General features: G+C 69.7%; 20 protein-coding genes. 13 read left to right on the top strand and 7 right to left on the bottom strand.

Going from position 1 to position 22088, the window contains the following annotated elements; translation table 11 throughout:
- Positions 1-73 precede the first annotated feature (73 nt).
- The 5 genes from CFB49_RS31305 to CFB49_RS37195 form a co-directional block, all read right to left on the bottom strand.
- Positions 74-493: a DoxX family protein gene (locus CFB49_RS31305; protein WP_069619215.1), complete on the bottom strand. Its 420-nt coding sequence runs from the start codon at positions 491-493 to the stop codon at positions 74-76.
- Positions 494-725: 232 nt separating this feature from the next.
- Positions 726-2531, bottom strand: a complete 1806-nt coding sequence (locus CFB49_RS31300; protein WP_069619178.1) for a winged helix-turn-helix domain-containing protein — start codon at positions 2529-2531, stop codon at positions 726-728.
- 400 nt (positions 2532-2931) lie between these two features.
- Positions 2932-3753 (bottom strand): alpha/beta fold hydrolase, encoded by an 822-nt coding sequence (locus CFB49_RS31295; protein WP_089493306.1) that lies wholly within the window; start codon positions 3751-3753, stop codon positions 2932-2934.
- Between the two features lie 64 nt (positions 3754-3817).
- The gene (locus CFB49_RS31290; protein ID WP_069619180.1) at positions 3818-4249 is read right to left on the bottom strand and encodes a DUF3331 domain-containing protein; all 432 of its coding nucleotides are present in this window, start codon (positions 4247-4249) and stop codon (positions 3818-3820) included.
- Positions 4250-4374: 125 nt separating this feature from the next.
- A complete protein-coding gene (locus CFB49_RS37195) occupies positions 4375-4788 on the bottom strand; it encodes a hypothetical protein (protein WP_373452664.1) in 414 nt (137 codons plus the stop codon).
- Between CFB49_RS37195 and CFB49_RS31285 the strand changes: the two genes are divergently transcribed.
- Complete coding sequence (locus CFB49_RS31285; RefSeq protein WP_256122016.1) at positions 4775-5596, top strand: alpha/beta fold hydrolase; 822 nt, start codon at positions 4775-4777, stop codon at positions 5594-5596. The genes CFB49_RS37195 and CFB49_RS31285 overlap by 14 nt on opposite strands.
- 100 nt (positions 5597-5696) lie before the next feature.
- Here the strand turns inward: CFB49_RS31285 and CFB49_RS31280 are convergent, their stop codons facing one another.
- Entirely contained in the window at positions 5697-7277 is a 1581-nt protein-coding gene (locus CFB49_RS31280) for an MFS transporter (protein ID WP_069619182.1), read from the bottom strand.
- A gap of 83 nt (positions 7278-7360) precedes the next feature.
- Here CFB49_RS31280 and CFB49_RS31275 point away from each other — a divergent pair, with 83 nt between their 5' ends.
- The gene (locus tag CFB49_RS31275) at positions 7361-8389 is read left to right on the top strand and encodes an HlyD family secretion protein (RefSeq protein WP_089438137.1); all 1029 of its coding nucleotides are present in this window, start codon (positions 7361-7363) and stop codon (positions 8387-8389) included.
- Entirely contained in the window at positions 8386-9822 is a 1437-nt protein-coding gene (locus CFB49_RS31270; RefSeq protein WP_069619184.1) for an efflux transporter outer membrane subunit, read from the top strand. The genes CFB49_RS31275 and CFB49_RS31270 overlap by 4 nt, the downstream gene beginning before the upstream one ends.
- A gap of 25 nt (positions 9823-9847) precedes the next feature.
- Here the strand turns inward: CFB49_RS31270 and CFB49_RS31265 are convergent, their stop codons facing one another.
- On the bottom strand, positions 9848-11119 hold the full coding sequence (locus CFB49_RS31265) for an NAD(P)/FAD-dependent oxidoreductase (RefSeq protein ID WP_069619185.1): 1272 nt from the start codon (positions 11117-11119) through the stop codon (positions 9848-9850).
- A 220-nt stretch (positions 11120-11339) separates the two neighbouring features.
- Here CFB49_RS31265 and CFB49_RS31260 point away from each other — a divergent pair, with 220 nt between their 5' ends.
- From CFB49_RS31260 to CFB49_RS31215, 10 genes are all read left to right on the top strand, one after another.
- Complete coding sequence (locus CFB49_RS31260; RefSeq protein ID WP_069619186.1) at positions 11340-11612, top strand: UBP-type zinc finger domain-containing protein; 273 nt, start codon at positions 11340-11342, stop codon at positions 11610-11612.
- A 156-nt stretch (positions 11613-11768) separates the two neighbouring features.
- Positions 11769-12248: a VOC family protein gene (locus tag CFB49_RS31255; protein ID WP_089493305.1), complete on the top strand. Its 480-nt coding sequence runs from the start codon at positions 11769-11771 to the stop codon at positions 12246-12248.
- A gap of 1 nt (position 12249) precedes the next feature.
- Positions 12250-13473, top strand: a complete 1224-nt coding sequence (locus tag CFB49_RS31250; protein WP_069619188.1) for an FAD binding domain-containing protein — start codon at positions 12250-12252, stop codon at positions 13471-13473.
- Between the two features lie 73 nt (positions 13474-13546).
- The gene (locus tag CFB49_RS31245) at positions 13547-13906 is read left to right on the top strand and encodes a DUF485 domain-containing protein (protein ID WP_069619189.1); all 360 of its coding nucleotides are present in this window, start codon (positions 13547-13549) and stop codon (positions 13904-13906) included.
- On the top strand, positions 13903-15588 hold the full coding sequence (locus CFB49_RS31240) for a cation acetate symporter (RefSeq protein WP_089437661.1): 1686 nt from the start codon (positions 13903-13905) through the stop codon (positions 15586-15588). Before CFB49_RS31245 ends, CFB49_RS31240 begins: the two co-directional genes overlap by 4 nt.
- A complete protein-coding gene (locus CFB49_RS31235; RefSeq protein WP_069619191.1) occupies positions 15585-16715 on the top strand; it encodes an amidohydrolase family protein in 1131 nt (376 codons plus the stop codon). Before CFB49_RS31240 ends, CFB49_RS31235 begins: the two co-directional genes overlap by 4 nt.
- 274 nt (positions 16716-16989) lie before the next feature.
- Entirely contained in the window at positions 16990-18270 is a 1281-nt protein-coding gene (locus CFB49_RS31230; protein ID WP_089493304.1) for a c-type cytochrome, read from the top strand.
- Complete coding sequence (locus CFB49_RS31225; protein WP_069619193.1) at positions 18267-18767, top strand: (2Fe-2S)-binding protein; 501 nt, start codon at positions 18267-18269, stop codon at positions 18765-18767. The genes CFB49_RS31230 and CFB49_RS31225 overlap by 4 nt, the downstream gene beginning before the upstream one ends.
- A complete protein-coding gene (locus CFB49_RS31220; protein ID WP_069619194.1) occupies positions 18767-21028 on the top strand; it encodes a xanthine dehydrogenase family protein molybdopterin-binding subunit in 2262 nt (753 codons plus the stop codon). Before CFB49_RS31225 ends, CFB49_RS31220 begins: the two co-directional genes overlap by 1 nt.
- Before the next feature lie 103 nt (positions 21029-21131).
- Positions 21132-22049: a LysR family transcriptional regulator gene (locus CFB49_RS31215; RefSeq protein ID WP_069619195.1), complete on the top strand. Its 918-nt coding sequence runs from the start codon at positions 21132-21134 to the stop codon at positions 22047-22049.
- The last annotated feature ends 39 nt before the right edge of the window (positions 22050-22088 follow it).

The raw sequence follows: 22088 nt of genomic DNA, 5'->3' as shown, positions 1-22088 counted from the left end.
GCAGCACGTCGGTCGCCGCGGGAACGGAATCGTCAGGCACATCGCGTGCTGCCCGCCGACGCGCGGGCTGCGGCTAGTCACGCCGACGCACGACGCCCGGCAACGGCAACACATAGCGGCCGGCGCCCGCGATCGCGATCGTGCCGAACAGGATCAGCAGCATCCACGCGAACTGCGCATCGCGCAGCGGCCAGTCCGGGTGGACGAACACCAGCGCGACGAGCGTGACGATCATCACCGGCAGCGCCGCCAGCCTCGGGTACAGACCGACGATCATGAAGATCGGGCACACGACCTCCGCGAAGATCGCGAACAGGATCGACAGCGTGCGGCCAAGATGGAACGGATCTTCGATGGCCGCGGCTTCGGCCGTGTAATGGACGATCTTCGGCAAGCCGTGCACCACGAGCAGCAGCACGCTGGCGGCGACACGCAGGAACAGCAGGCCGAGGTCGGTCGCGCGACGGGAAAGGTCCGGTTGGTCAGGTTTCATGCGGCGGTTCGTCGATTGAGCGGGATGCGCGGCCGCGCGCACGCCGGGCGTTTCGCCCGCGCCGGCGTTCATTGGGGTCGCGCGATGTCGGCGAGCGCACGGGGTCGGCGCGCACGCGTGCCGACGAAGTGCGGGGCGCCCTCCGTTCAGGCAATCTACGCGTGCCGCCCGCCGCCGTCCTGTAACCGGGCTGAATCGTTCTGAAACACGGCAGACGCGCGAGAACCCGGCGTCACGACTCGCGCGACGGCAGCTCGGCCTCGGCCGCATCGAGTCCGAGCGCATGCACCTCCGACCACGCATCGTGCGCAACCTGTGTCGACCCCGCGGTATGCGCGAGCGCGGCCGCATACGCGGCCAGCAACCGCACGCGCGCATCGTCGGACACGGGGGTCGCGTCCGCGTCGCGCATCGCATCGAGCGCGACGCGCGCCCGCTCGCGGCATTCGTCGACGAGCGACAGGTCGAACAGGCAAGGCACCGCGACGGCCGCGAGCGCGATGCCGAGCGCCGCGTCGCCCTGCGCCGAAAACGCCCAGTCGAGCGCGGCCCGCAGATTGCCGAGTTCGCGCCGCACCGCATCGAGCCGGGTCGTGCCGTTCGCGTCGCTGCGCGGCTCGTCGCCACCGTGGGCCGCGCGCCGGAACAACGCGAGGAAGTAGGTCGCATGCGCGCGCGCGGCAGCCGCCCCCTCGCCGTGACTGTCGAGCTGCTGTTGCGCGTAGGCCCGCGTGGTCGTCAGCAGCCGGTAGCGCGGCGCGCCGTGTGCGGTCTCGAGGATCAGCAGCGACTTCGACACGAGGCCGGCGATCGTATCGAGCAGGTCGGCGCCGGCCAGCCCGTTGGCGCCGACGACCTCGCGCACGGCCTCGATCGAGAAGCCGTCGCGAAACACGCCGAGCCATCGGAGCAGCAGGCGCTCGGCCTCCCCGAGCAGCCGGTAGCTCCAGTCGTACATCGCCTGCAGCGTCTGATGACGCGGCAACGCGGTGCGAAAACCGCCGGTCAGCAGCCGAAAGTGATCGTCGAGATGGGCGGCCAGCACGTCGATGCCCAGCACGGCGGCGCGGGCCGCGGCCAGCTCGATCGCGAGCGGCAGGCCGTCGAGGCGGCGGCAGACCGACGCCATCAACGACAGGCTGCGCGCATCGAGCGGAAAACGCGGATCGGCCGCGCGTGCACGCGCCGCGAACAACTGCACCGCGCTCGCGCGCATCGCCTCGTGATCGCCAGCCCCTTCGTCGGGCACGTCGAGCGGCGGCACCGGGCACACGCGCTCGCCGTGGATGCGCAGCGATTCCCGGCTCGTCGCGAGCACGCACAGCCCGTCGTCCGCATCGGTGAGCGCGCTCGCGATCTGTGCGGCGGCGTCGAGCAGATGCTCGCAATTGTCGAGCACGAGCAGCATCCGCCGACGCGCGACGCTGGCGAGCACCGCTTCGAGGGTCAGCGACCCGATCGGCTGCGTGATGCCGAATGCGCCGGCGAGCGCATCCGGCACGAAGCGCGGACACGCGACGGTGGCGAGCGAAACGAACACGGTGCCTTCCGGAAAGCGCGCGTCGGCGCGCGCCGCCGCTTCGATCGCGACCCGTGTCTTGCCGATGCCGCCCGCGCCGACCAGCGTCACGACGCGCGCGCCCTGCAGGGCGGCCAGCACGTCGGCGACCGTCTGTTCGCGGCCGAACAACGCGCTCGGCGCAGCGGACGGCCGCCACATCGCGGGACGCACGGGCGCGTCGCCGTCGTCCTGCCCGACGACCAGACGATAGCCGCGGCCGGGCACCGTCACGATCAGGTTCCGGTCGCCGGCCAGCGCCTTGCGCAGCGAGGCGATGTGCACCTGCAGGTTGTTTTCCTCCACCACGGTGTGCGGCCATACGCGCTGCATGATGTCGTCTTTCGATACCAGCGCGCCGTTCGCCCGAATCAACAGCTCGAGAATTTCGAATGCGCGGCTGCCGATGCGCAGCAGCTTGCCGTTCGAACGAATTTCACGTCTGTCGAGAAAAACGTGAAGTGTTCCAATCCGGATCATGAGAATTTCTTGAGGGTGACATTCAACGGCGCCCCGCTGAAATCGGGGGCCGGTTCGGTATCAATGCTACGGTATTTGCATGGTCGAATGATTCAAATTATCAGAATGAACGGCACGATTTTTTTGAAATGACGAAAAATGCCGCCCCGAAGCGCTGCCTTGCGCCCCCGCACCGAAATGCGGCAGGGCCGCGCACGTTTCATGTGCAAATCGTGGATGCGCCGATAAATACGATTTCGTTATATCAGACGAAATGTTTTTTGATCGGAGCAATGCGCCGCATTGTTCGTTTTGATTGACCGGCCGGTTTATTTTCAGACGCCTTTATTGTGCCGGCCGACTATCTGTCCGTCGGCGCGCTTGCCCGCGTTTGCGGCGCGATTCGCCGCGCGGCGCGGGCTCAGGCCCGCGCGAACGCCAGCAGTTCGTCGTTCAGCCTGGCCGCGTGCGTCAGGTAGAGCGCGTGCGGGCCGCCTTCGTAGACGCTCAGCGTCGCATGCGGGACCCGTTTCGCGGTGGCGGCGCCGGTCAATGCGAGCGGCGCCGTCTGGTCGTCGTCGCCATGAATCACCCGCGTCGGCACGTCGAATCGTTGCAGGTCGGCACGGAAATCGGTTTCGGAAAACGCGCGTACGCAATCGAGCGTGCCCTTCAGTCCGCCCTGCAGCGCCATGACCGACGTCCAGCCGAGCGCCGCGCGCGACACCGTCGAGCCGTCGCGGTTCGAACCGGTAAAGAGCGGCCAGAAACCGTCGAAAAACGCCGCGCGATCGGCCACGATGCCCGCGCGAATGCCGTCGAATACCGCGACGTCCACACCTTCCGGATGATCGTCGCGGCGGGCGACGAGCGGCGTCACCGAGCCGATCAGCACCGCCTTCGCGATGCGGCGCGTGCCGTGCCGGCCGATGTAGCGGGCCACCTCGCCGCCGCCCATCGAAAAGCCGACGAGCGTCACGTCGTGCAGGTCGAGCGTCTCGAGCAGCGTCGCGAGATCGTCGGCCAGCGTGTCGTAGTCGTATCCGCTCCACGGTTGGCCGGACCGCCCGAAGCCGCGCCGGTCGTATGCGATGCAGCGCAGGCCGTGCGACGCGAGATGATGCATCTGCACATCCCACATGTCGGCGTTCAGCGGCCAGCCGTGAATGAACACGACCGGGCGGCCGCTGCCCCAGTCCTTGTAGTGAATCGACACGCCGTCGCGGGTGGTGAACGTGCTCATGAGGGTTCCTTTCAGGTAGGAAAGTCGCGGCCGCGCACGCGGCCGAAGCGTGCGGCGCGGTGCGTCATGCCCGGGACTGCCGGGCGACGAACTGCTCGAGCGCCGTCGCGAGGACCATCTCGCGGCAGTTCGCGGGGCGTTTCTCGCCGCGCCACTGGGGTTTGTAGATCGCGTCGCCGATCCGGATCGGCTGCCCGGTGAGCGCGCAGCGCGCCAGCCTGCGCGCCTTCGCGCAGATCCAGCGTTGTTCGTCGTAGCGGCAGCGCGTCGGATCGCTCCACGACACCAGCATCGACGAATCGGTCTGCCGCTCGACGGCGACGATCGCGCTGCGGCGGCGCACGTCGCCGCTCGACGGCACCGGCGCATCGTCCCGATGCGGGCGACGCGAGCCGTCCGTCTCCCGCGCGCGCGGCATCGGCAGCATCCGGACGCCCGCGACGGGCAGCGGTCCGAGCGACGTGATCATGTGCTCCCAGCGATTGAAGGCGTCCATGGCGGCATATCCAGGCAGGTGACGGGCGGAGCGGGCCCGCCGGCCCGTTCGCGTGGCGCGCAACGTGTGCCGGTGACCCGATGTTGACGATAGTCGCCGTGCGCTGAAGAGTCCCTGTCCCGCGCTTAATTTTTCTGCAGCGCGGCAAATCCGCGCGCGGCGCCGCGGCGTTCAAGAAAATTCAGCCGGATTTCAGTACGGCGCGCATCGCGCCGGGATACGCTCCCGACGGCATTCGTTCGTCCGCGCGCGCCAGTCGACGCGCGGCAGCGCACGCCGGACGGCTGCCGGGCGGGATGGCCGCGGCCGGCCGCCACCGATCCACCATCCCGTGCGGCCTCGCCGCCGCCTACCTCAGGAGTCCAGATGCATCCCGAACAGACCGATGCCGTTGCGTCGGCCCGCCGCCGCGACATGCTGCTCGCCGGCGCGACGGCCGTTGCCGCGGCCGCGCTGCCCGCGATGGCGGCCGCCGCCGGCACGCCGTCCCCAAGCCCCTCTTCAGTCCATGCAGGAGCGCAGACGATGAACACGATCACGACCAAGGACGGCACGCAGATCTACTTCAAGGACTGGGGTAGCGGCCGCCCGGTCGTGTTCTCGCACGGCTGGCCGCTGTGCGCGGACGCGTGGGATGCGCAGATGCTGTTCCTCGTCCAGCGCGGCTATCGCGTGATCGCGCACGACCGCCGCGGTCACGGCCGCTCCAGCCAGCCGTCGCGCGGCAACGACATGAACACGTACGCGGACGATCTCGCCGCGCTGCTCGACGCGCTCGACGTGCGCGAAGCCATGCTCGTCGGCCACTCCACCGGCGGCGGCGAAGTCGCGCGCTATATCGGCCGCCACGGCACGAAGCGCGTGGCGAAGGCCGTGCTGATCGGCGCGGTGCCGCCGCAGATGGTGAAGTCGCCGACCAATCCGGGCGGCCTGCCGATGGAAGTGTTCGACGGCATCCGCAAGAACGTCGCGGAGAACCGTTCGCAGTTCTACAAGGATCTCGCCGTGCCGTTCTTCGGCTTCAATCGCCCGAACGCGAAGGTCTCGCAGGGCACGATCGACGCGTTCTGGTCGCAGGGGATGATGGGTGGCATCCACGGCCAGTACCTGTGCGTGAAGGAGTTCTCGGAAGTCGACTACACCGACGACCTGAAGAAATTCGACGTGCCGACGCTCGTGCTGCACGGCGACGACGACCAGATCGTGCCGATCGACGATTCGGCCCGGCTGTCGTCGAAGATCGTCAAGCACGCGGTGTTGAAGGTGATCGAGGGCGGCTCGCACGGCATGTGCGTCGTGAGCGCCGACCGCATCAACGCCGAGTTGCTCGCGTTCCTGCAGGCGTAAGCGCGCCGTCCGCCGCGGCGGCGCACATGTCGCCGCGACGGACGCTGCACACACGCCGTTCAGGAATTTTCAGGAAATTTCAGATCGCCCGGTGCGACGCTCACGGCGCCCGCACCGGGCGCAGCAGGATGCCGAGCAGCGCGCCGGCGAGCGCGAACGCCATCGCCACGCGGAAGTTGTCGGCCAGCGCGAGCGTGGTAGCCTGCACGCGCACCGCGCGATCGACGAGCGCATAGGTCGCCTGGTTGCCCGTCGCGAACGTGGCGCCGTGCGCGACCAGCGACGCCGCGCCGGCCCGCAGCCGTTCGAGCGTTTCCGGATCCGACAGCGACACATGCAGACCGACCAGATTCGAATGGGTAGCCTCCCTGATCCGCTGAATCACCGCGATCGACGTCGTGCCGAGCTGTCCGCTCAGCAGGCGCGTCGCCTGCACGACCGCGCCGAACGTCAACGCATGCTCGGCCGTCACGTGCTTGCCGAAGAAGAAGATGACCGACGTGAGCGCCATCGTCTGGCCGAGCGCCTGCAGCAGTTGCGACGGAATGAAGTCGGGCTCGGCCCAGACCGGCGTGAGCCGCGACCCGAGCGCGAACGCGATCGCCACCATCGCGAAGCCGGCGACGATCAGCCGGCGCGGGTCGACACGCTGCAGCAACAGCGCGACGCACGGCGCGAACAGCAGTTGCGGCATCGCGATCCAGCGCAGCGTATCGCCGATCTGCAGCGGGCGCAGCCCGTACGTGCTGGCGAGGAACAGCGACGGGATGAAGCTCGTGTTGAGCACGGTGAAGCGCACGAGGCCGACGAGCAGGATCAACAGCGCGATGTTGGGCCGCGCCAGATAGCCGAGATCGATGCCCGCGCGCGGCGACGCGAGTTCGTGGATCAGGAATGCGGCGATCATCAGGATGCCGACGGCCAGCAGCGCGACGATCAGCGGCGACTGCAGCCAGAACAGCCGCTCGCCCTGGTCGAGCGCGATGCACAGGCACGCGAACCCGCCCGCGCCGAGCAGCATCCCGCGCGCGTCGATGCCGGACGCGAAGCGCTTGATCGGCTCGTCGGCGAGCGACAGCATCAGGCACGCGATGAACGGCACGGTCAGCGCCGCGTTCTGCCAGAACAGCCAGCGCCAGCTCAGGTGTTCGCTGTACCAGCCTTCGAGCGTGGCAGACAGGTTCAGCGACATCTCCAGATTCATCGCATACGCGGCGATGCCGAATGGAATCAGGCGCGGCGGCAGCGTGCGCACGACGAAGCCGACCGTCAGCGGCACGAACACGCCGGACGCGAGCCCCGCGATCGCCTGGCACACGATGAACGCGCCGAATTGCGTGCAGAGGGGCAGCACGGTTTCCGCGCCGAGAAACACCACGGCGCCCGCGACCAGCACGCGGCGCGTGCCGAACATGAAGGCCGCCGCGATCGCGAGCGGCCCGACGAACATCTGCGATGCGGTGAACGCGGTGTTGATCCACGCGCCTTCGTCGAAGCCGATGCCCAGCGCGCCGCGCACGTCGGCCAACCCGAGCGACGTGATACGCGACGTCAGCGTCGCGATGATCGCGCCGAGCAGCACGGCCGCGATCGCGGCGATCGACCGAAACGTCGGAATGTCGGAGGCCGGCCCTGCGGCCGGCGCCGGCACGGCACTGCCGGTGGCGAACGTCGTGTTCATCGTCGAGCGGCTCCCGCCTGTCAAGCTGGCGCAAGCATAACGCGGTGCGTCGAATCCTGCCCGTACGTTGGAGTTTGCCGATCATGACCCCACCCTCCTCCGCGCCGTCGCCCGCCGTGCCCGCGCGTTCCCGCAAGCCGGCCATCGTCGCGATCGCCGCGATCGCGCTGCTGCTCGTCGCATTGCTCGTGTACGAGTTCGACGCACGCGATCGCGGCACCGACGACGCGTACGTGACCGGCCACCTGCACGTGATCTCGCCGCGCGTCGCCGGCACGGTCGAACGTGTGCTCGTCGACGACAACCAGTTCGTGCACGCGGGCGACGCGCTCGTGCAGATCGATCGGCGCGACTTCGACGTGCGCGTCGCGGCGCAGCGCGCACGCGTCGCCCAGGCGCATGCCGATGCGAGCCGCGCCCGCGCGCTGATCGAGCAGGCGGACGCGGCGCTCGTATCGGCGCACGCCGATGCCGAAAAGGCCGAACTCGATTACGCGCGTGCACGCGAACTGACCCGCGAGACGCCGCGCGGCTTGTCGAAGCAGGAGTTCGATGCGGCCGATGCCGCACGCAAGTCCGCCCGCGCGCGCGTTGCGGCGGCCGATGCGCAACGGCGCAGCGCCATCGCCGCCGCTCAGGCCGCCGACGCCGCGTCGAGCCAGAACGATGCCGAGTTGCGCGACGCACTGCTGCAGCTCGGCTACACGGCGGTCGTCGCGCCGTCGGACGGCTATGTCGGCAAGAAGACCGTCGAGACCGGCGAGCATGTCGCGCCCGGCCAGGCGCTGCTCACGCTGGTCGAGCCGCATCCGTGGATCGTCGCCAATTTCCGCGAGACGCAGCTGCGGCACGTGCGCGCCGGCGACGCCGTGCAACTGCGCTTCGATGCGCTGCCGGAGCGCGCGTTCAGCGGCCGCATCGACAGCCTGTCGCCCGCGACCGGCGCGCAGTTCGCGCTGCTGCCGCCCGACAACGCGACCGGCAATTTCACGAAGGTCACGCAGCGCGTACCCGTGAAGATCCTGCTCGACGGTCCGGCCGCGACGGAGCCGCGCATCCGGCCCGGGCTGTCGGTCGTCGTCACGCTGCAGCACAGCGGCGCAGCGCAATGAAGCGCGCCTTCGCCGTGCTCGCCGCGAGCCTGCTGGCCGCATGCTCGATCGCACCGCAGCCGCTCGCGCCCGTTCCGGTCGGACACGACGGGTTCCGCCATGCCGATCCGTCGACCGATGCGCGCGCGCCGTCGCTCGCCGCGTGGCCCGCCGGGTTCGGCGACCCGCAGCTCGGCCGCCTCGTCGACGCCGCGCTCGCGCACAACCTCGATATCCGCGCGGCGGCCGCGCGCGTCGACCAGGCGCAGGCGCTGCTCGGCGTGCGCGAGGCCGCGCTGGCGCCGACCGTGCGCGTCGACCCGTCGTTCAGCCGTACGCGTGTATCCGGCACGGTCGACAACGCGCTGCCGAAGCGCACGATGCACAACTGGTCGGTTCCCGTCGCCGCGAGCTACGAAGTCGATCTATGGGGGCGCTTGCGCGGCGATGCCGACGTCGGCGAACAGAACGTGCTGCAGGCGGCGGCCGACCGCGATGCGGTGCGTCTGCGGGTGGCGACCGAAGTCGCGATCGACTACCTGACGCTGCGCTACGTCGACGACGATCTCGTGACGCTCACGCGCGCGATCGGGCTGCGGCGCACCGCGCTCGACGTGATCGCCGCGCGCGTGCGGGCCGGCGCGGCGAGCGATCTCGACGGGCTGCGCGCGTCGGCCGATCTCGATACCGCGCAGGCCGATCTCGCGGAGAGCCGTCGGCTGCGCGAGAACCTCGTCGACGCGATCGCGGTGCTGACCGGCGTGTCGCCGACCGCGTTCGACGTCGACACGGGCGCCGTGCCCGTGCAGGTGCCGGATGTGCCGGCCGGGCTGCCGTCCGCGCTGCTCGCCCGACGCCCGGACGTATTCGCGGCGGCACGGCGCGCCGACGCGGCGTCGCTCGAGCTCGGCATCGCGCGCACCGCGTGGCTGCCGACGCTGACGCTGACCGCCGACGGCGGTTTCGCCACCCGCGACCTGCGGTCGTTTCTCGACCGCAACAGCTCGCTGTGGAGTCTCGGCGCGAACGTCGCGCTGACGCTGTTCGACGGCGGCAAGCGCGACGCGGCGGTGGCCGCCGCGCGGGCCGGCACGGACGTCGCCGACGCCAACTATCGCGCGACCGCGATCGGCGCATTGCGCGACGTGCAGGATGCGCTCAACGACATCGCCGCGCAAAAGGAGCGGATCGTGCGCTACGACCATGCGGCGCGCGCGACGGACGCGGCGGCGCGGCTGTCGCTGAGCCGCTACGCGCACGGTTACGTCAGCTACCTGGAAGTGATCGACGCCGATCGCGATGCGCTGAATGCGCGGCGCCAGCTGATTCACAGCCGGCAGGCGCTGGCCGTCGCGACGGTGAGCCTCGTGCGCGCGTTGGGCGGCGGATGGACGCCGCCGGCGCGCGCCGGCCGGGACGGGTTACGCGGCGCGACGCAGGCCGACGCGCGATGAATGGATCGAACGGCCCGCGAGCGCGTCACGCGCCCGCGAGCCGATGGGCATCCTCGCCGAGAAACCGGTGCACGAAGGTCACGGCCATCGCGCCTTCGCCGACCGCCGACGCGACGCGCTTGACCGATCCCGATCGCACGTCGCCGGCCGCGAACGATCCCGGCACGCTGGTTTCCAGATGGTACGGCCGGCGTTCGAGCGGCCATACGCGCTCGAACGCCGGACAGTCGTACAGGTCGCCGCCGGTCACGAGATAACCGCCCGGATTGCGGATGATGTCGGTGTCCTTCGCCCAGTCGGTATTCGGCGCGCCGCCGATGCACACGAACAGGCGCGTGGCCGGCAGCCGTTCGAGCGTGCCGTCCGCCGAGCGAAGCTCGATCGCGTCGAGCCAGCCGTCGCCGTGCAGCGCGGCGACGCTCGACCGGTAGCGCACCTCGATGTTCGGCGTCCGCTCGATCCGGTCGATCAGGTAGCGCGACAGCGTGTCGGCGAGCGACGCACCGCGCACGAGCATCGTCACCTGACGCGCATGCCGCGCGAAATTCATCGCGGCCTGGCCGGCCGAATTGCCGCCGCCGACGATGAACACCTGCTCGCCCGCGCACATCGGCGCTTCGCTCGACCCGGCGCCGTAGAACAGCCCCGCATTGAGAAACGCCGGCTCCTCCGGCAGCCCGAGGCTGCGATATTCGATGCCGGTCGCGCAGATGTTCGCGCGCGCGACCAGGATCGACCCGTCGGCGAGCTCGACGCGGATCTTGCCGTCGACGAACGTCGCATGCACGCCCTCGCGCATCGTCAGCAGCTCGACGCCGAACTTCACCGCCTGCTCGCGCGCGCGTTCCGCGAGCTCCGCACCCGGGATGCCGTCGGGAAAGCCCATGTAGTTCTCGATCAGCGAACTCGTGCCGGCCTGCCCGCCTATCGCGCCGCGCTCGATCACGACCGCACGCAGCCCCTCGGACGCCGCGTAGACCGCCGCCGACAGCCCGGCCGGCCCCGCGCCGTAGATCGACACGTCGTATTCGACGAAGCGCGGGCGCGCGATCCAGCCGAGCCGCGCGGCGATCTCGGCCAGGGTCGGCTGGTACAGGCGCGAGCCGTCCGGAAAGATCACGACCGGCAGCCGGATGTCGCGCAGCGGCGCGATGCCGAGCACCTGCGCGCAGTCCGCGTCGGATGTCAGCTCGCACCAGTCGTACGCAATCATGCGCCGCTGCAGGAAATCGCGAATCGCGTACGCATCCCTGCTGTGCGGCAGGCCGACGATCCGCAGGTGTTGCGGTTGATCCATGAGCGCCTCCCGATGATGTCGATGTCGAATGCGGTCCGACCAGTGCCCCGCCGGACGCATCCGCGACTGTACGCCGCCGCCGCGCGCCGCGCGGGCCGCTTCATGACAATTAAGGTGCGGCCGCGACGCGACGCTGCACAATGCCGCGTACCCCTCCCGCTTGCGGCTTCGCGCCGGCCGTGCCGCAAGCGTCGCTCCCGCGCCGGCACCGGAGCGCAAGATGGCCAACGCCTGTACGCATCTCGACGAAGCACGCGTGTTCGACACCGACAAGGACTACTGTGAGGCATGCATCCGATCGGGCAGCCGCTGGGTGCATTTGCGGATGTGCCTGATCTGCGGGCACGTCGGCTGCTGCGACTCGTCGCCGAATCGCCATGCGAGCCGGCATTTCCACGAAACCGGCCACCGGCTCGTCCGCTCGATCGAGCCCGGCGAGCGCTGGATCTGGTGCTACGCGGACGAAGTCGTCGCCGGCGAAGTTCCGTCGTAACGCGACACGCGGCGCCATCGGCGCCCGTTCATCCCCGATTCGCCCCCGATTCCGGGCCAAGGGTTAACACGACTCGATCACGGCTTTGCGCTACGCCGTTTTCGGCCTAGAATTTATCGAACGATAACTTATCCTTCGATAAACAAGAGGTTCGTCATGCCCGTATCCCGACTCGCGCATTACTCGATCCGCACGCCCGATCTCGACGCATCGTGCCGCTTCTACGAACGCGTGCTCGGCTTCAGACGCGGCTACCGCCCGCCGTTCGACTTTCCGGGCGCGTGGCTCTACCTCGGTGACGACGAAGCCGATTACGGCACGGTCCACCTGATCGGCATCGATCCGGCCAACCCGAACGGGCTCGCCGCGTATCTCGGCGACAAGCCCGTGCCGGCCGCGGGCACCGGCACCGTCGACCACATCGCGTTCGTCGCGACCGGCGTCGAGGCGATGTGGCGCACGCTGCGTGCCGAGCACATCGCATGGCGCGACCGCACCGTGCCGAGCCTCGGATTGCATCAGGTCTTCATCGAGGATCCGTCGGGCGTGACGATCGAACTGAACTACCCGGCCGCCGAAGTCGCCGGCCTCGACATGCGCGGCGCCGCAGCAGCAGCCGCTACCCGTGGAGACTGACATGCGCACCCATTCGACGCATCGCAAGGCCGCCATCGTCGGCGGCTCGCTGGGCGGGCTGTTCGCCGCGAACCTGTTGCTGCGCAACGGCTGGGACGTGGACGTGTTCGAACGCGTGCCCGACGCGCTGTCCGGCCGCGGCGCCGGCATCGTCACGCATCCGGAGCTGTTCGACGTGCTGCGCGCGGCCGGCGTGCGCATCGACGCATCGATCGGCGTGAACGTCGAATCGCGCGTCACGCTCGCGCGGGACGGCTCGCTCGCATCCGAGCGGCAACTGCCGCAGACGCTGACCGCATGGAGCAAGATGTACCACGTCCTGCGCGCCGCGCTGCCCGACCAGCACCATCACGCGGGGGCCGTCGTCGCCGATGTCGCGGACGGGCCCGAGCACGCCACCCTCACGCTGGCCGACGGGTCGGTCGTGCATGCCGACCTCGTCGTCGCGGCCGACGGCTTCCGTTCGGCGATCCGTGAACGATTCCTGCCGGACGCGCGCCTGCAGTACGCGGGCTACGTCGCGTGGCGCGGCCTCGTCGACGAGCGCGAACTGTCCGGGCGCACGCACGCGGCGCTGTTCGACAAGTTCGCGTTCGGCCTGCCGCCGCGCGAGCAGATCCTCGGCTACCCGGTCGCCGGCCAGCACAACAGCACGCGGCCCGGCGAGCGCCGCTACAACTTCGTGTGGTATCGCGCGACCCGCGAGGACACCGACCTGCCGAACCTGCTCACCGACGCGACGGGCAAGCTGTGGGCGACCGGCATTCCGCCGACGCTGATCCGCCGCGACGTGCTCGCCGACATGGAAGACGCCGCGCATGCATTGCTCGCGCCGCAGTTCGCGGAAGTCGTGTCGCGTGCCGCACAGCCGCTGTTCCAGCCGATCTACGACCTCGAGGTGCGGCGCATGGCGTTCGGCCGCATCGCGCTGCTCGGCGATGCGGCATTCGTCGCGCGGCCGCACTGCGGGATGGGCGTCACGAAGGCCGCGGGCGATGCGCTTGCGCTGGTCGGCGCGCTGGCCGCGCATGCCGATCCGCTGGACGCACTGCACGCGTACAGCGAAACGCGCACGGCGTTCGGCGCCGCGATCGTGGAACACGCGCGCCATCTCGGCGCATACATGCAGGCGCAACTGAAGAACGACACCGAACGCGAGATGGCCGAGCGCTACCGCACCGCGGAAGTCGTGATGCGCGAAACGGCCGTGCCGCCGCGGTTCTGACCACCGGCGGGCGCATGCACGACATCTCGCGTCCGCCGCATCGCGCCCCGCCCCATACCGACAAGGAGACACCGTGAACCGCTCGATTCCGGCTGCCGCCGGCCCCGCACCCGATCAGGACGTGCCCGCCGCGGCCACGCATCCGCTGCTGCGCGATGCCCGCTTCCGCCATCTCGTCACGCGAAGGAGGCGCTTCGCGTGGTCGCTGACCGCCGTCATGCTCGCGCTTTACTTCGCGTTCATCCTGTCGCTGGCGTTCTCGCCGGCATGGCTCGGCCGGCCGATCGTGCCGGGCCGCCCGACCACGTGGGGCATCCCGGTCGGCTTCGGCATGTTCGTCGCGACGTTCGCGCTCGTCGCGCTGTACGTGCGGCGTGCGAATGCGGTGCACGACGCGCTCGTCGCGTCGATCCGCGACGGAGGCGCCCAATGAAACGCACCTTCGCCATCCTCCTCGCTGCAACTGCGAGCGCAGCCGCGGCGCCGGCGTTCGCGGCGGGCTCCGCCCCGCTCGCGCACCCGCACAATCCGGTCGCCATCGGCATGTTCGTGCTGTTCGTCGCGTCGACGCTCGTCATCACGCGCTGGGCCGCCCGCCAGAACCGCAGCGTCGCCGATCATTACGCGGCCGGCGGCCGCATCACCGCGCTGCAGAACGGCTGGGCGATCGCCGGCGACTACATGTCGGCCGCATCGCTGCTCGGCATCTCCGCGCTCGTGTTCACGAGCGGTTACGACGGGCTGATCTATTCGGTCGGCTTTCTCGCGAGCTGGCCGATCATCCTGTTCCTGATCGCGGAGCCGTTGCGCAACCTCGGCAAGTACACGCTCGCCGACGTCGTGTCGTACCGGCTGCAGCCACGGCCGATCCGCGCGTTCGCCGCGTCGAGCTCGATCGTCATCGTCCTGCTGTATCTCGTGTCCCAGATGGTCGGCGCCGGCAAGCTCGTCGAGCTGCTGTTCGGGCTCGACTACACGGCCGCGGTGGCGATCGTCGGCGTGCTGATGGTCGTCTACGTGTTCTTCGGCGGCATGCTCGCCACCACGTGGATCCAGATCGTCAAGGCCGTGCTGCTGCTCGCCGGCGCGGCCTTCATGGCATTCATGGTGCTGAGCCGCTTCGGCTTCAGCCTCGACGCGCTGTTCGCGCAGGCGCTGCGCGTCCATCCGAAGCACGCGGCCATCATGCGGCCGGGCGGCCTCGTGTCCGACCCGGTGTCCGCGGTGTCGCTCGGCCTCGCGCTCATCTTCGGCACGGCCGGCCTGCCGCACATCCTGATGCGCTTCTTCACGGTCGGCGACGTCGGCGCGGCGCGCAAGAGCATCCTCCATGCAACCGGCATCGTCGGGGCCGGCTATGCATTGATCATCGTGATCGGCTTCGGCACGATCGCGCTCGTCGCAGCGGACCCGCGGTATCACGATGCGTCCGGCGCGGTGGCCGGCGGCGCGAACATGGTGGCGATCCATCTCGCGCATGCGGTCGGCGGCAACTTTTTCCTCGGCTTCATCTGCGCGGTCGCGTTCTCGACGATTCTCGCCGTGGTCGCCGGGCTGACGCTCGCCGGCTCGTCGGCGATCTCGCACGACCTCTATGCGAACGTGCTGCGCCGCGGCCAGGCGACCGACCGCGAAGAAATGCGCGTCGCACGCGCGACGACGCTGGTGCTCGGCGTGCTCGCGATCGTGCTGGGCATCGCATTCGAGAAGCAGAACATCGCGTTCATCGTCAGCCTCACGTTCTCGATCGCCGCCAGCTCGAATTTTCCGGTGCTGCTGCTCTCGATCTACTGGCGCGGCCTGACCACGCGCGGCGCGGTGATCGGCGGCACGATCGGGCTCGTCACGGCGGTCACGCTCACCGTGCTGAGCCCGACCGTCTGGGTCCAGGTGCTCGGCCACGCGCACGCGCCCTACCCGTACGAATATCCGGCGCTGTTCTCGATGGCCGCCGCGTTCGTCGCGATCGTCGCGGTGTCGGCCACCGACGGCTCGGCCCGCGCGCGACGCGAACGCGCGCGGTTCGACGCGCAGCTCGTCGCATGCGAACTCGGCGCCCAGCCGCGCCGCGGCGCGCCACAACACGACAATCACGACCTGGAGACGATCCGATGACCTGCCCCTGCTGTCTGCCCACCGGCCGGCGCCGCATGCTCGGCACATTCGCCGCGCTTGCCGTCGCGGCCCTTGCCGGACGCCCGGCCGCGGCCGCGCAACCGGCGCCCGCGTCGTCCGCGGCAGCCACGCTGCCGGCCCGGCGGCCGCGCGCGATCGACATCCACGCGCACTATTACCCGGAAAGCTTCTGCGACCTCGTCGGCGGCGAAGGCAAGCGGTTCGGCGGCGCATTCGCGTGCGACGACACGACGTTCACGTTCCGCACGCCAGCCGGCGGCCTCGGGCCGCTGCCGATGAAATTCATCGACGTCGACGCGCGGCTCAAGGACATGGACGCGTCGGGCGTCGACGTGCAGGCGCTGTCGCTGAGCGTGCCGATGGCGTACTGGGGCGACCGGCCGTTCAACGCGAAACTGGCGCGCACATGGAACACCGCCGCGTCGCGCGTGCACCAGCGGCATCCGGCGCGCTTCGTCGTCCTCGCGACGCTGCCGATGCTCGACGCGACCGATGCGATCGACGAGCTCGAGCGCGCGTCGTCGCTGCCTGGCGTGCGCGGCGTGTACATGGGCACGAACATCGACAACCGCGACCTCGACGATCCGCGGTTCGCGCCGGTATTCGCGCGCATCGAGCAGCTCGGGCTGCCGGTGTTCCTGCACCCGCAGCAAACCGTCGGCGGCGCGCGCCTCGGCGATTTCTACCTGAGCAACCTGCTCGGCAATCCGTTCGATACGGCAATCGCCGCTTCGCACCTGATACTCGGCGGCGTGCTCGACCGCCATCCGGCGCTGCACGTCACGCTGCCGCATGCGGGCGGCGCGCTGCCGATCCTCGTCGGCCGGCTCGACGCCGGGTGGAGCGTCCGGCCGGAAACGCGCCGGCTCGCGCAACAGCCGAGCCGCTATCTGCGGCGCTTCAGCTACGACACGGTGTCCCACTCGGGGCCGGTGCTGAACTTTCTGATCGAGAACGTCGGCATCGACCGGCTGGTGCTCGGCAGCGACTATTGCTTCGACATGGGCTACGCGCAACCGGTGCGTTTTCTCGACCGGCTGGACCTGCCCGACGACCAGCGCGCGCTGGTGCTCGGCGGCAATGCGGGCCGGCTGCTGCGGATCTAGCGCGGGCGTGCCGGGCGCCGCCGAACCGGGCCGGACCCCGTTCAGAACGTTTCAGCCCGGCTTCAGGAAATGACGCGGGCGTCTGCGTAGACTGGGTGCAAGAGCGACCGCGCAGGCCAGCGCCTGCGCGCCTTTTCGATTGATGGAGTGACAACGTGAATCCAGTTGCCAATCACCGCCGCGCTGCCACGCGTTCGCGGCCCGGCCGGCCGACGCACGACGCCGCGGGCGCGCCGCGCACGACGTGCGGCGCACCGCTTCGCGCGGAGCGCGCATGAAGCACAAACGACTCTGGTTCGGCGCGGCCGGCATCGCGGTCGCGGGCATCGCGGTCGCGATCGGCATCATGGTGCGGCCGTCGATCGCGCCGATCGATCCGCCCGCCCCTGCTTCGTTCGATCCGCAACTGGTGCGCGCCGGCGCGCGCGTCGTCGCGCTCGGCGACTGCGTCGTGTGCCACACCGCGAAGGACGGCAAGCCGTTCGCGGGCGGCTTGCCGCTCGCGACGCCGTTCGGCACGATCTACGCGACCAACATCACGCCGGACGCCGAAACGGGGATCGGCCGCTGGTCGCGCGACGCATTCGCCCGTGCATTGCGCACCGGCATCGGACGCAACGGCCAGCCGCTCTACCCGGCGTTTCCGTACATTCATTTCACGCGGATGTCGGACGACGACATCGCCGCCGCTTATGCGTACCTGATGACGCGTGAGCCGGTACATGCGACGGCGCCCGCCAACGACCTGATCTTTCCGCTGAACTTCCGGCCGCTGGTCGCGTTCTGGAACGTGCTGTTCCTGCGCGAAGGCGCGTATCAGCCCGACCCCTCGCAGTCCGCGCAATGGAACCGCGGCAGGATGCTCGTCGACGGGCTCGGCCACTGCGCGTCGTGCCATTCGCCGCTGAACGCGATCGGCGGCGAGCAGCGCGGCCGCGCGTTCGACGGCGGCATCGTCGACGGCTGGGAAGCGCCGCCGCTCAATGCGCTCGGCCAGGCCGCGCGGCCGTGGACGCAGGCGCAACTCGTCACCTACCTGCGCACCGGCCGCGCGAGCGAGCACGGCGCGGCGGCCGAGCCGATGCTGCCCGTCACGCGCGACCTTGCGACGGTGCCGGTGGAGGACGTCGAGGCGATCGCCGCGTACATCCTGTCGATCCAGAAGCCGGCGACCGCGCGTGCGGCCGCGAATCCGCTCCAACGCGCCGCGACGACGCCGGCCGCGCGGCGCGGCGCGACGCTGTTCCAGGCATCGTGCGCGCAGTGCCACGGGCCGGCCGCGCCGATGCAGTCGATCGGCGAGCGGCCGACGCTGTCGTTCAGCACGGCAGTCAACGCCGATACGCCGCGCAACGCGATCCAGATGATGTTCAACGGGATCGGCTGGCACGGCGAGGACACGCTGAACTACATGCCGTCGTTCATCGACCAGTACGACGACGCGCAGATCGCCGATCTCGCCGCGTACGTGCGCGAGACCTATACCGATCGTCCCGCGTGGTCGGGCGTCGACGCGATGGCCGCGAAGCTCAGAAAAGAGGACACCGCACGATGATTACCCTCACCGTCAACGGCGTGCGGCACACGCTGGACATCGATCCGTCCACGCCGCTGCTGTACGCGCTGCGCAACGACCTGCACCTGCACGGCGCGAAGTTCGGCTGCGGCCTCGGCCAATGCGGCGCCTGCACCGTGATCGTCGACGGCAAGCCGACCTTCTCGTGCCTGATGCCGGTGGCCGCGGTCGGCTCGCGCAGCGTGCGCACCATCGAAAGCCTCGGCACCGCCGAGCATCCGGGCCCGCTGCAGCGCGCGTTCGTCGAGCATCAGGCCGCGCAGTGCGGCTACTGCATCGCCGGGATGATCATGCGCGCGCAGGCGCTGCTCGAACGCAATCCGAAGCCGACCGAACAGGAACTGCGCACGCACATGGAACCGAATCTGTGCCGCTGCGGCACGCACATGCGGATTCTCGCGGCGGTGCGCTCGGTCGCGGGGCTGCCGGCCCCCGAACCGGCTTCCGCTCCCGTCACGATCAGCAAGGGGCTGTAATGAATTCCCACGACGACATCGACGAAGGCCGCCGGCACTTCATCGTCTCCGGCGCGCTGTTCGTCGCGTTCAGTCTCGCGCCTGCGTCGCGCGCGGCCGCGCAGATGGTGATCGCCGACGAAGGCGCGGCCGTGCACGTGGCGAAGGCCACGCAGGCGCTCGCCGGCAGCCTGAAGACCAATCCGCTGCTCGATGCATGGGTCAAGATCGCGCCCGACGGCAAGGTCACCGTATTTACCGGCAAGGTCGAGCTCGGCACCGGCGTGCGCACCGCGCTGCTGCAGGTGGCCGCCGAGGAACTCGACATGAAGCCGTCGCTGATCACGTTCCTGACCGCCGACACCGGTGCGTCGCCGGACGAAGGGCTGACCGCCGGCAGTCACACGATGGCCGACAGCGGCTCCGCGCTGCTGAACGCGACCGCGCAGGTGCGCGCGCTGCTGGTGGAAGGCGCGGCGAAACGCTTCGGCGTCGATCCGCGCGTGCTGACGACCGCCGACGCGGTGATCACGGCGCCCGACGGCCGCACGATGACCTACGGCGATGCGATCCGCACGGTCGACCTGCACCGCAACGCGACGCCCACGTCACCGCTGAAGAACCCGGCGACGTTCGCGGTGATCGGCACGTCGCTGCCGCGCGTCGACATCCCGAACAAGGTCACGGGCGGCGTCAGCTACGTGCAGGACATGCAGCTGCCCGGCATGCTGCACGCGCGCGTCGTGATGCCGCCGGTATACGACGCGAAGCTGCTGTCGTTCGACGAAGCCGCGATCCTGAAGCTGCCCGGCGTCGTGCGGATCGTGCGCAACGGCAGCATGCTCGCGGTGGTCGCGCAGGGCGAATGGCAAGCGGTGGTCGCGCAGCGCGCGCTCGCCGCCGGCTGCCAGTGGTCGCCGGGCCGCAAGCTGCCCGAGCGCAGCACCGTGCATGCGGACCTGAAGCGGATCTCGACGCAGCGCATCGAGATCGCGAACACGCACGCGGCCACCGCGCCGGCCGTGAAGACGCTGAACGCGACGTTCCTGAAGAACTACCTGCTGCACGGGTCGATCGGGCCGTCGTGTTCGGTCGCGCATCTCGAGAACGGGATGATGACGGTCTGGACCCACTCGCAGGGCGTCTATCCGCTGCGCGACGCGCTCGCGGAGATGCTGTCGATGCCGAAGGCGAACGTGCGCTGCATTCACACCGAAGGGTCCGGCTGCTACGGGCACAACGGTGCGGACGACGTGGCCGCGCATGCGGCGCTGATCGCCGCCGCGATGCCGGGCAAGCCGATTCGCGTGCAATGGATGCGCGAACAGGAACACACGTGGGATCACTTCACGCCCGCGATGGTGACGGAGGTCAGCGCATCGCTCGACGCGAGCGGCCGCATCGTCGACTGGAACTACGCGCTGTGGAGCAGCTCGCACAACGAGCGGATCGTCAACGCCGGCCGGCTGCTGCCCGCGCGGATGCTGGAGCCGCCGTTCGTGCCCGCGCCGTCGACGCCGATGCTGCAACCGGAGGGCGGTGGCGACCGCAACGCGATTCCGCTGTACGCGCTGCCGAACCAGCACATCGTCAACAACTTCTCGCCGACGATGCCGCTGCAGACCTCCGCGATGCGCTCGCTCGGCGCGCACACGAACGTCTGGGCGATCGAAAGCTTCATGGACGAGCTCGCGCACGCGGCCGGCGTCGATCCGGTCGAATTCCGGCTGCGTCACATGGAAGACCATCGCGCGCGGCAGGTGATCCAGCTCGCCGCGAAGCACTTCGGCTGGCCGCGGCCGCCGCGCGCGCGCAACCGCGGCGTCGGCTTCGCGTTCGGCAAGTACAAGAACCTGATGGCCTACGTCGCGATCGCGGTCGAGGTGTCGGTCGTGCCGGAAACCGGCCAGGTGACGCTCGAACACGCGGAAGCCGCCGTCGACGCGGGGCAGATCGTGTCGCCGGACGGCATCCGCAACCAGATCGAGGGCGGCATCGTGCAGGCCGCGAGCTGGACGCTGTACGAGGCGCTGAAGTACGACACGGAACGGATTCGCAGCTTCGACTGGAGCAGCTACCCGATCCTGCGCTTCTCGGCCGCGCCGCAGAACGTGAAGGTCCATCTGGTCAATCGCCCCGGCGCGCCGTTTCTCGGCGCGGCCGAGGCGTCGATGGGGCCGACCGCCGGCGCGCTGGCTAACGCGATCTTCGACGCGACCGGCCAGCGCATGCGCGAAATGCCGTTTGCCGGTGATTCGCTGAGAAAGCGCATCGACGCCTAGCGGTCGGTCGCACCCGCTACGCGACACGCCCTATCCGATACCCGACAAGACGGCGCCGGCACGCACCGGCGCCGCATGCCGACAGGCTGGAGAGCTTCCGACGATGGATACCTTGCTTTCGATGCGCGTGTTCACGCGCATCGTCGAAACCGGCAGCTTCACGCGCGCGTCCGACACGACCGGCCTCACCACGCCGCGCGTGTCCGCGCTGCTGAGCGCCCTCGAGCAGCATCTCGGCTGCCGGCTGCTGAACCGCACCACGCGCCGCATCTCGCTGACCGAGGACGGCCAGGCGTATTACGAACGCGCCGTCGCCGTGCTGCGCGAGATCGACGACATGGAGGCGTCGGTGTCGCAGGCCCGCAACGTGCCGCGCGGCCGGCTGAAGGTGAACCTGCCGCCCGCGATGGCGAAGCAGGTCGTCGTGCCCGCGCTGCCGGCGTTTCTCGACGCCCATCCGGACATCATGATCGAACTCGGCGTGACCGACCGGCAGATCGACCTCGTCGGCGAAGGGGTCGACTGCGTGGTGCGCATCGGCGCGCTCGACGATTCGGGGATGATCGCGCGGCGGATCGGCAGCCTGACCACCTGCACGTGCGGCTCGCCCGCGTATTTCGCGCGGTGCGGCGAGCCGGAGACCGTCGACGATCTCACGCAGCACGTGGCGGTCAGTCACATCTCGGCCGACACCGGGCGACCGCGCCCGTGGGACTACGTCGTCGACGGCGAGCCGCGCATCGTGCAGATGTGCGGCACGGTGGCCGTCAACGACGCGGACAACTACATCGAATGCGGCGTCGCCGGCATCGGCCTGATCAAGACGTCGCTGTACCTCGTCGAGCCTTACCTGAAATCGGGCCGGTTGCGCGAAGTCCTGACCGATTTCAACGCGCCGCCCAAGCCGATTTCGGTGCTGTATCCGCCCAATCGCCACATACCGGTCAAGCTGAAGGTGTTCGTCGACTGGCTCGCGGGCCTGTTCGAGCAGATTCCGACGCTGCAGGGCAAACGCGGCTGAACCGGCGCCGCGCGGCACCTTTGCGTGCCGCGCAACACT

The organism is Burkholderia sp. AU17457, from assembly GCF_002223255.1.
Taxonomy (GTDB): Bacteria; Pseudomonadota; Gammaproteobacteria; order Burkholderiales; family Burkholderiaceae; genus Burkholderia; species Burkholderia sola.
The sequence above is the reverse complement of the archived record's forward strand: the minus strand, read 5'-3'. Positions and strand labels throughout refer to the sequence as shown.

Bases quoted from the DNA above. Each gene is read 5' to 3' on its own strand.
- CFB49_RS31305 (WP_069619215.1), bottom strand. From the start codon at position 493: ATGAAACCTGACCAACCGGACCTTTCCCGTCGCGCGACCGACCTCGGC.
- CFB49_RS31300 (WP_069619178.1), bottom strand. From the start codon at position 2,531: ATGATCCGGATTGGAACACTTCACGTTTTTCTCGACAGACGTGAAATT.
- CFB49_RS31295 (WP_089493306.1), bottom strand. From the start codon at position 3,753: ATGAGCACGTTCACCACCCGCGACGGCGTGTCGATTCACTACAAGGAC.
- CFB49_RS31290 (WP_069619180.1), bottom strand. From the start codon at position 4,249: ATGGACGCCTTCAATCGCTGGGAGCACATGATCACGTCGCTCGGACCG.
- CFB49_RS31285 (WP_256122016.1), top strand. From the start codon at position 4,775: ATGAACACGATCACGACCAAGGACGGCACGCAGATCTACTTCAAGGAC.
- CFB49_RS31280 (WP_069619182.1), bottom strand. From the start codon at position 7,277: ATGAACACGACGTTCGCCACCGGCAGTGCCGTGCCGGCGCCGGCCGCA.
- CFB49_RS31275 (WP_089438137.1), top strand. From the start codon at position 7,361: ATGACCCCACCCTCCTCCGCGCCGTCGCCCGCCGTGCCCGCGCGTTCC.
- CFB49_RS31270 (WP_069619184.1), top strand. From the start codon at position 8,386: ATGAAGCGCGCCTTCGCCGTGCTCGCCGCGAGCCTGCTGGCCGCATGC.
- CFB49_RS31265 (WP_069619185.1), bottom strand. From the start codon at position 11,119: ATGGATCAACCGCAACACCTGCGGATCGTCGGCCTGCCGCACAGCAGG.
- CFB49_RS31260 (WP_069619186.1), top strand. From the start codon at position 11,340: ATGGCCAACGCCTGTACGCATCTCGACGAAGCACGCGTGTTCGACACC.
- CFB49_RS31255 (WP_089493305.1), top strand. From the start codon at position 11,769: ATGCCCGTATCCCGACTCGCGCATTACTCGATCCGCACGCCCGATCTC.
- CFB49_RS31250 (WP_069619188.1), top strand. From the start codon at position 12,250: ATGCGCACCCATTCGACGCATCGCAAGGCCGCCATCGTCGGCGGCTCG.
- CFB49_RS31240 (WP_089437661.1), top strand. From the start codon at position 13,903: ATGAAACGCACCTTCGCCATCCTCCTCGCTGCAACTGCGAGCGCAGCC.
- CFB49_RS31235 (WP_069619191.1), top strand. From the start codon at position 15,585: ATGACCTGCCCCTGCTGTCTGCCCACCGGCCGGCGCCGCATGCTCGGC.
- CFB49_RS31230 (WP_089493304.1), top strand. From the start codon at position 16,990: ATGAAGCACAAACGACTCTGGTTCGGCGCGGCCGGCATCGCGGTCGCG.
- CFB49_RS31225 (WP_069619193.1), top strand. From the start codon at position 18,267: ATGATTACCCTCACCGTCAACGGCGTGCGGCACACGCTGGACATCGAT.
- CFB49_RS31220 (WP_069619194.1), top strand. From the start codon at position 18,767: ATGAATTCCCACGACGACATCGACGAAGGCCGCCGGCACTTCATCGTC.
- CFB49_RS31215 (WP_069619195.1), top strand. From the start codon at position 21,132: ATGGATACCTTGCTTTCGATGCGCGTGTTCACGCGCATCGTCGAAACC.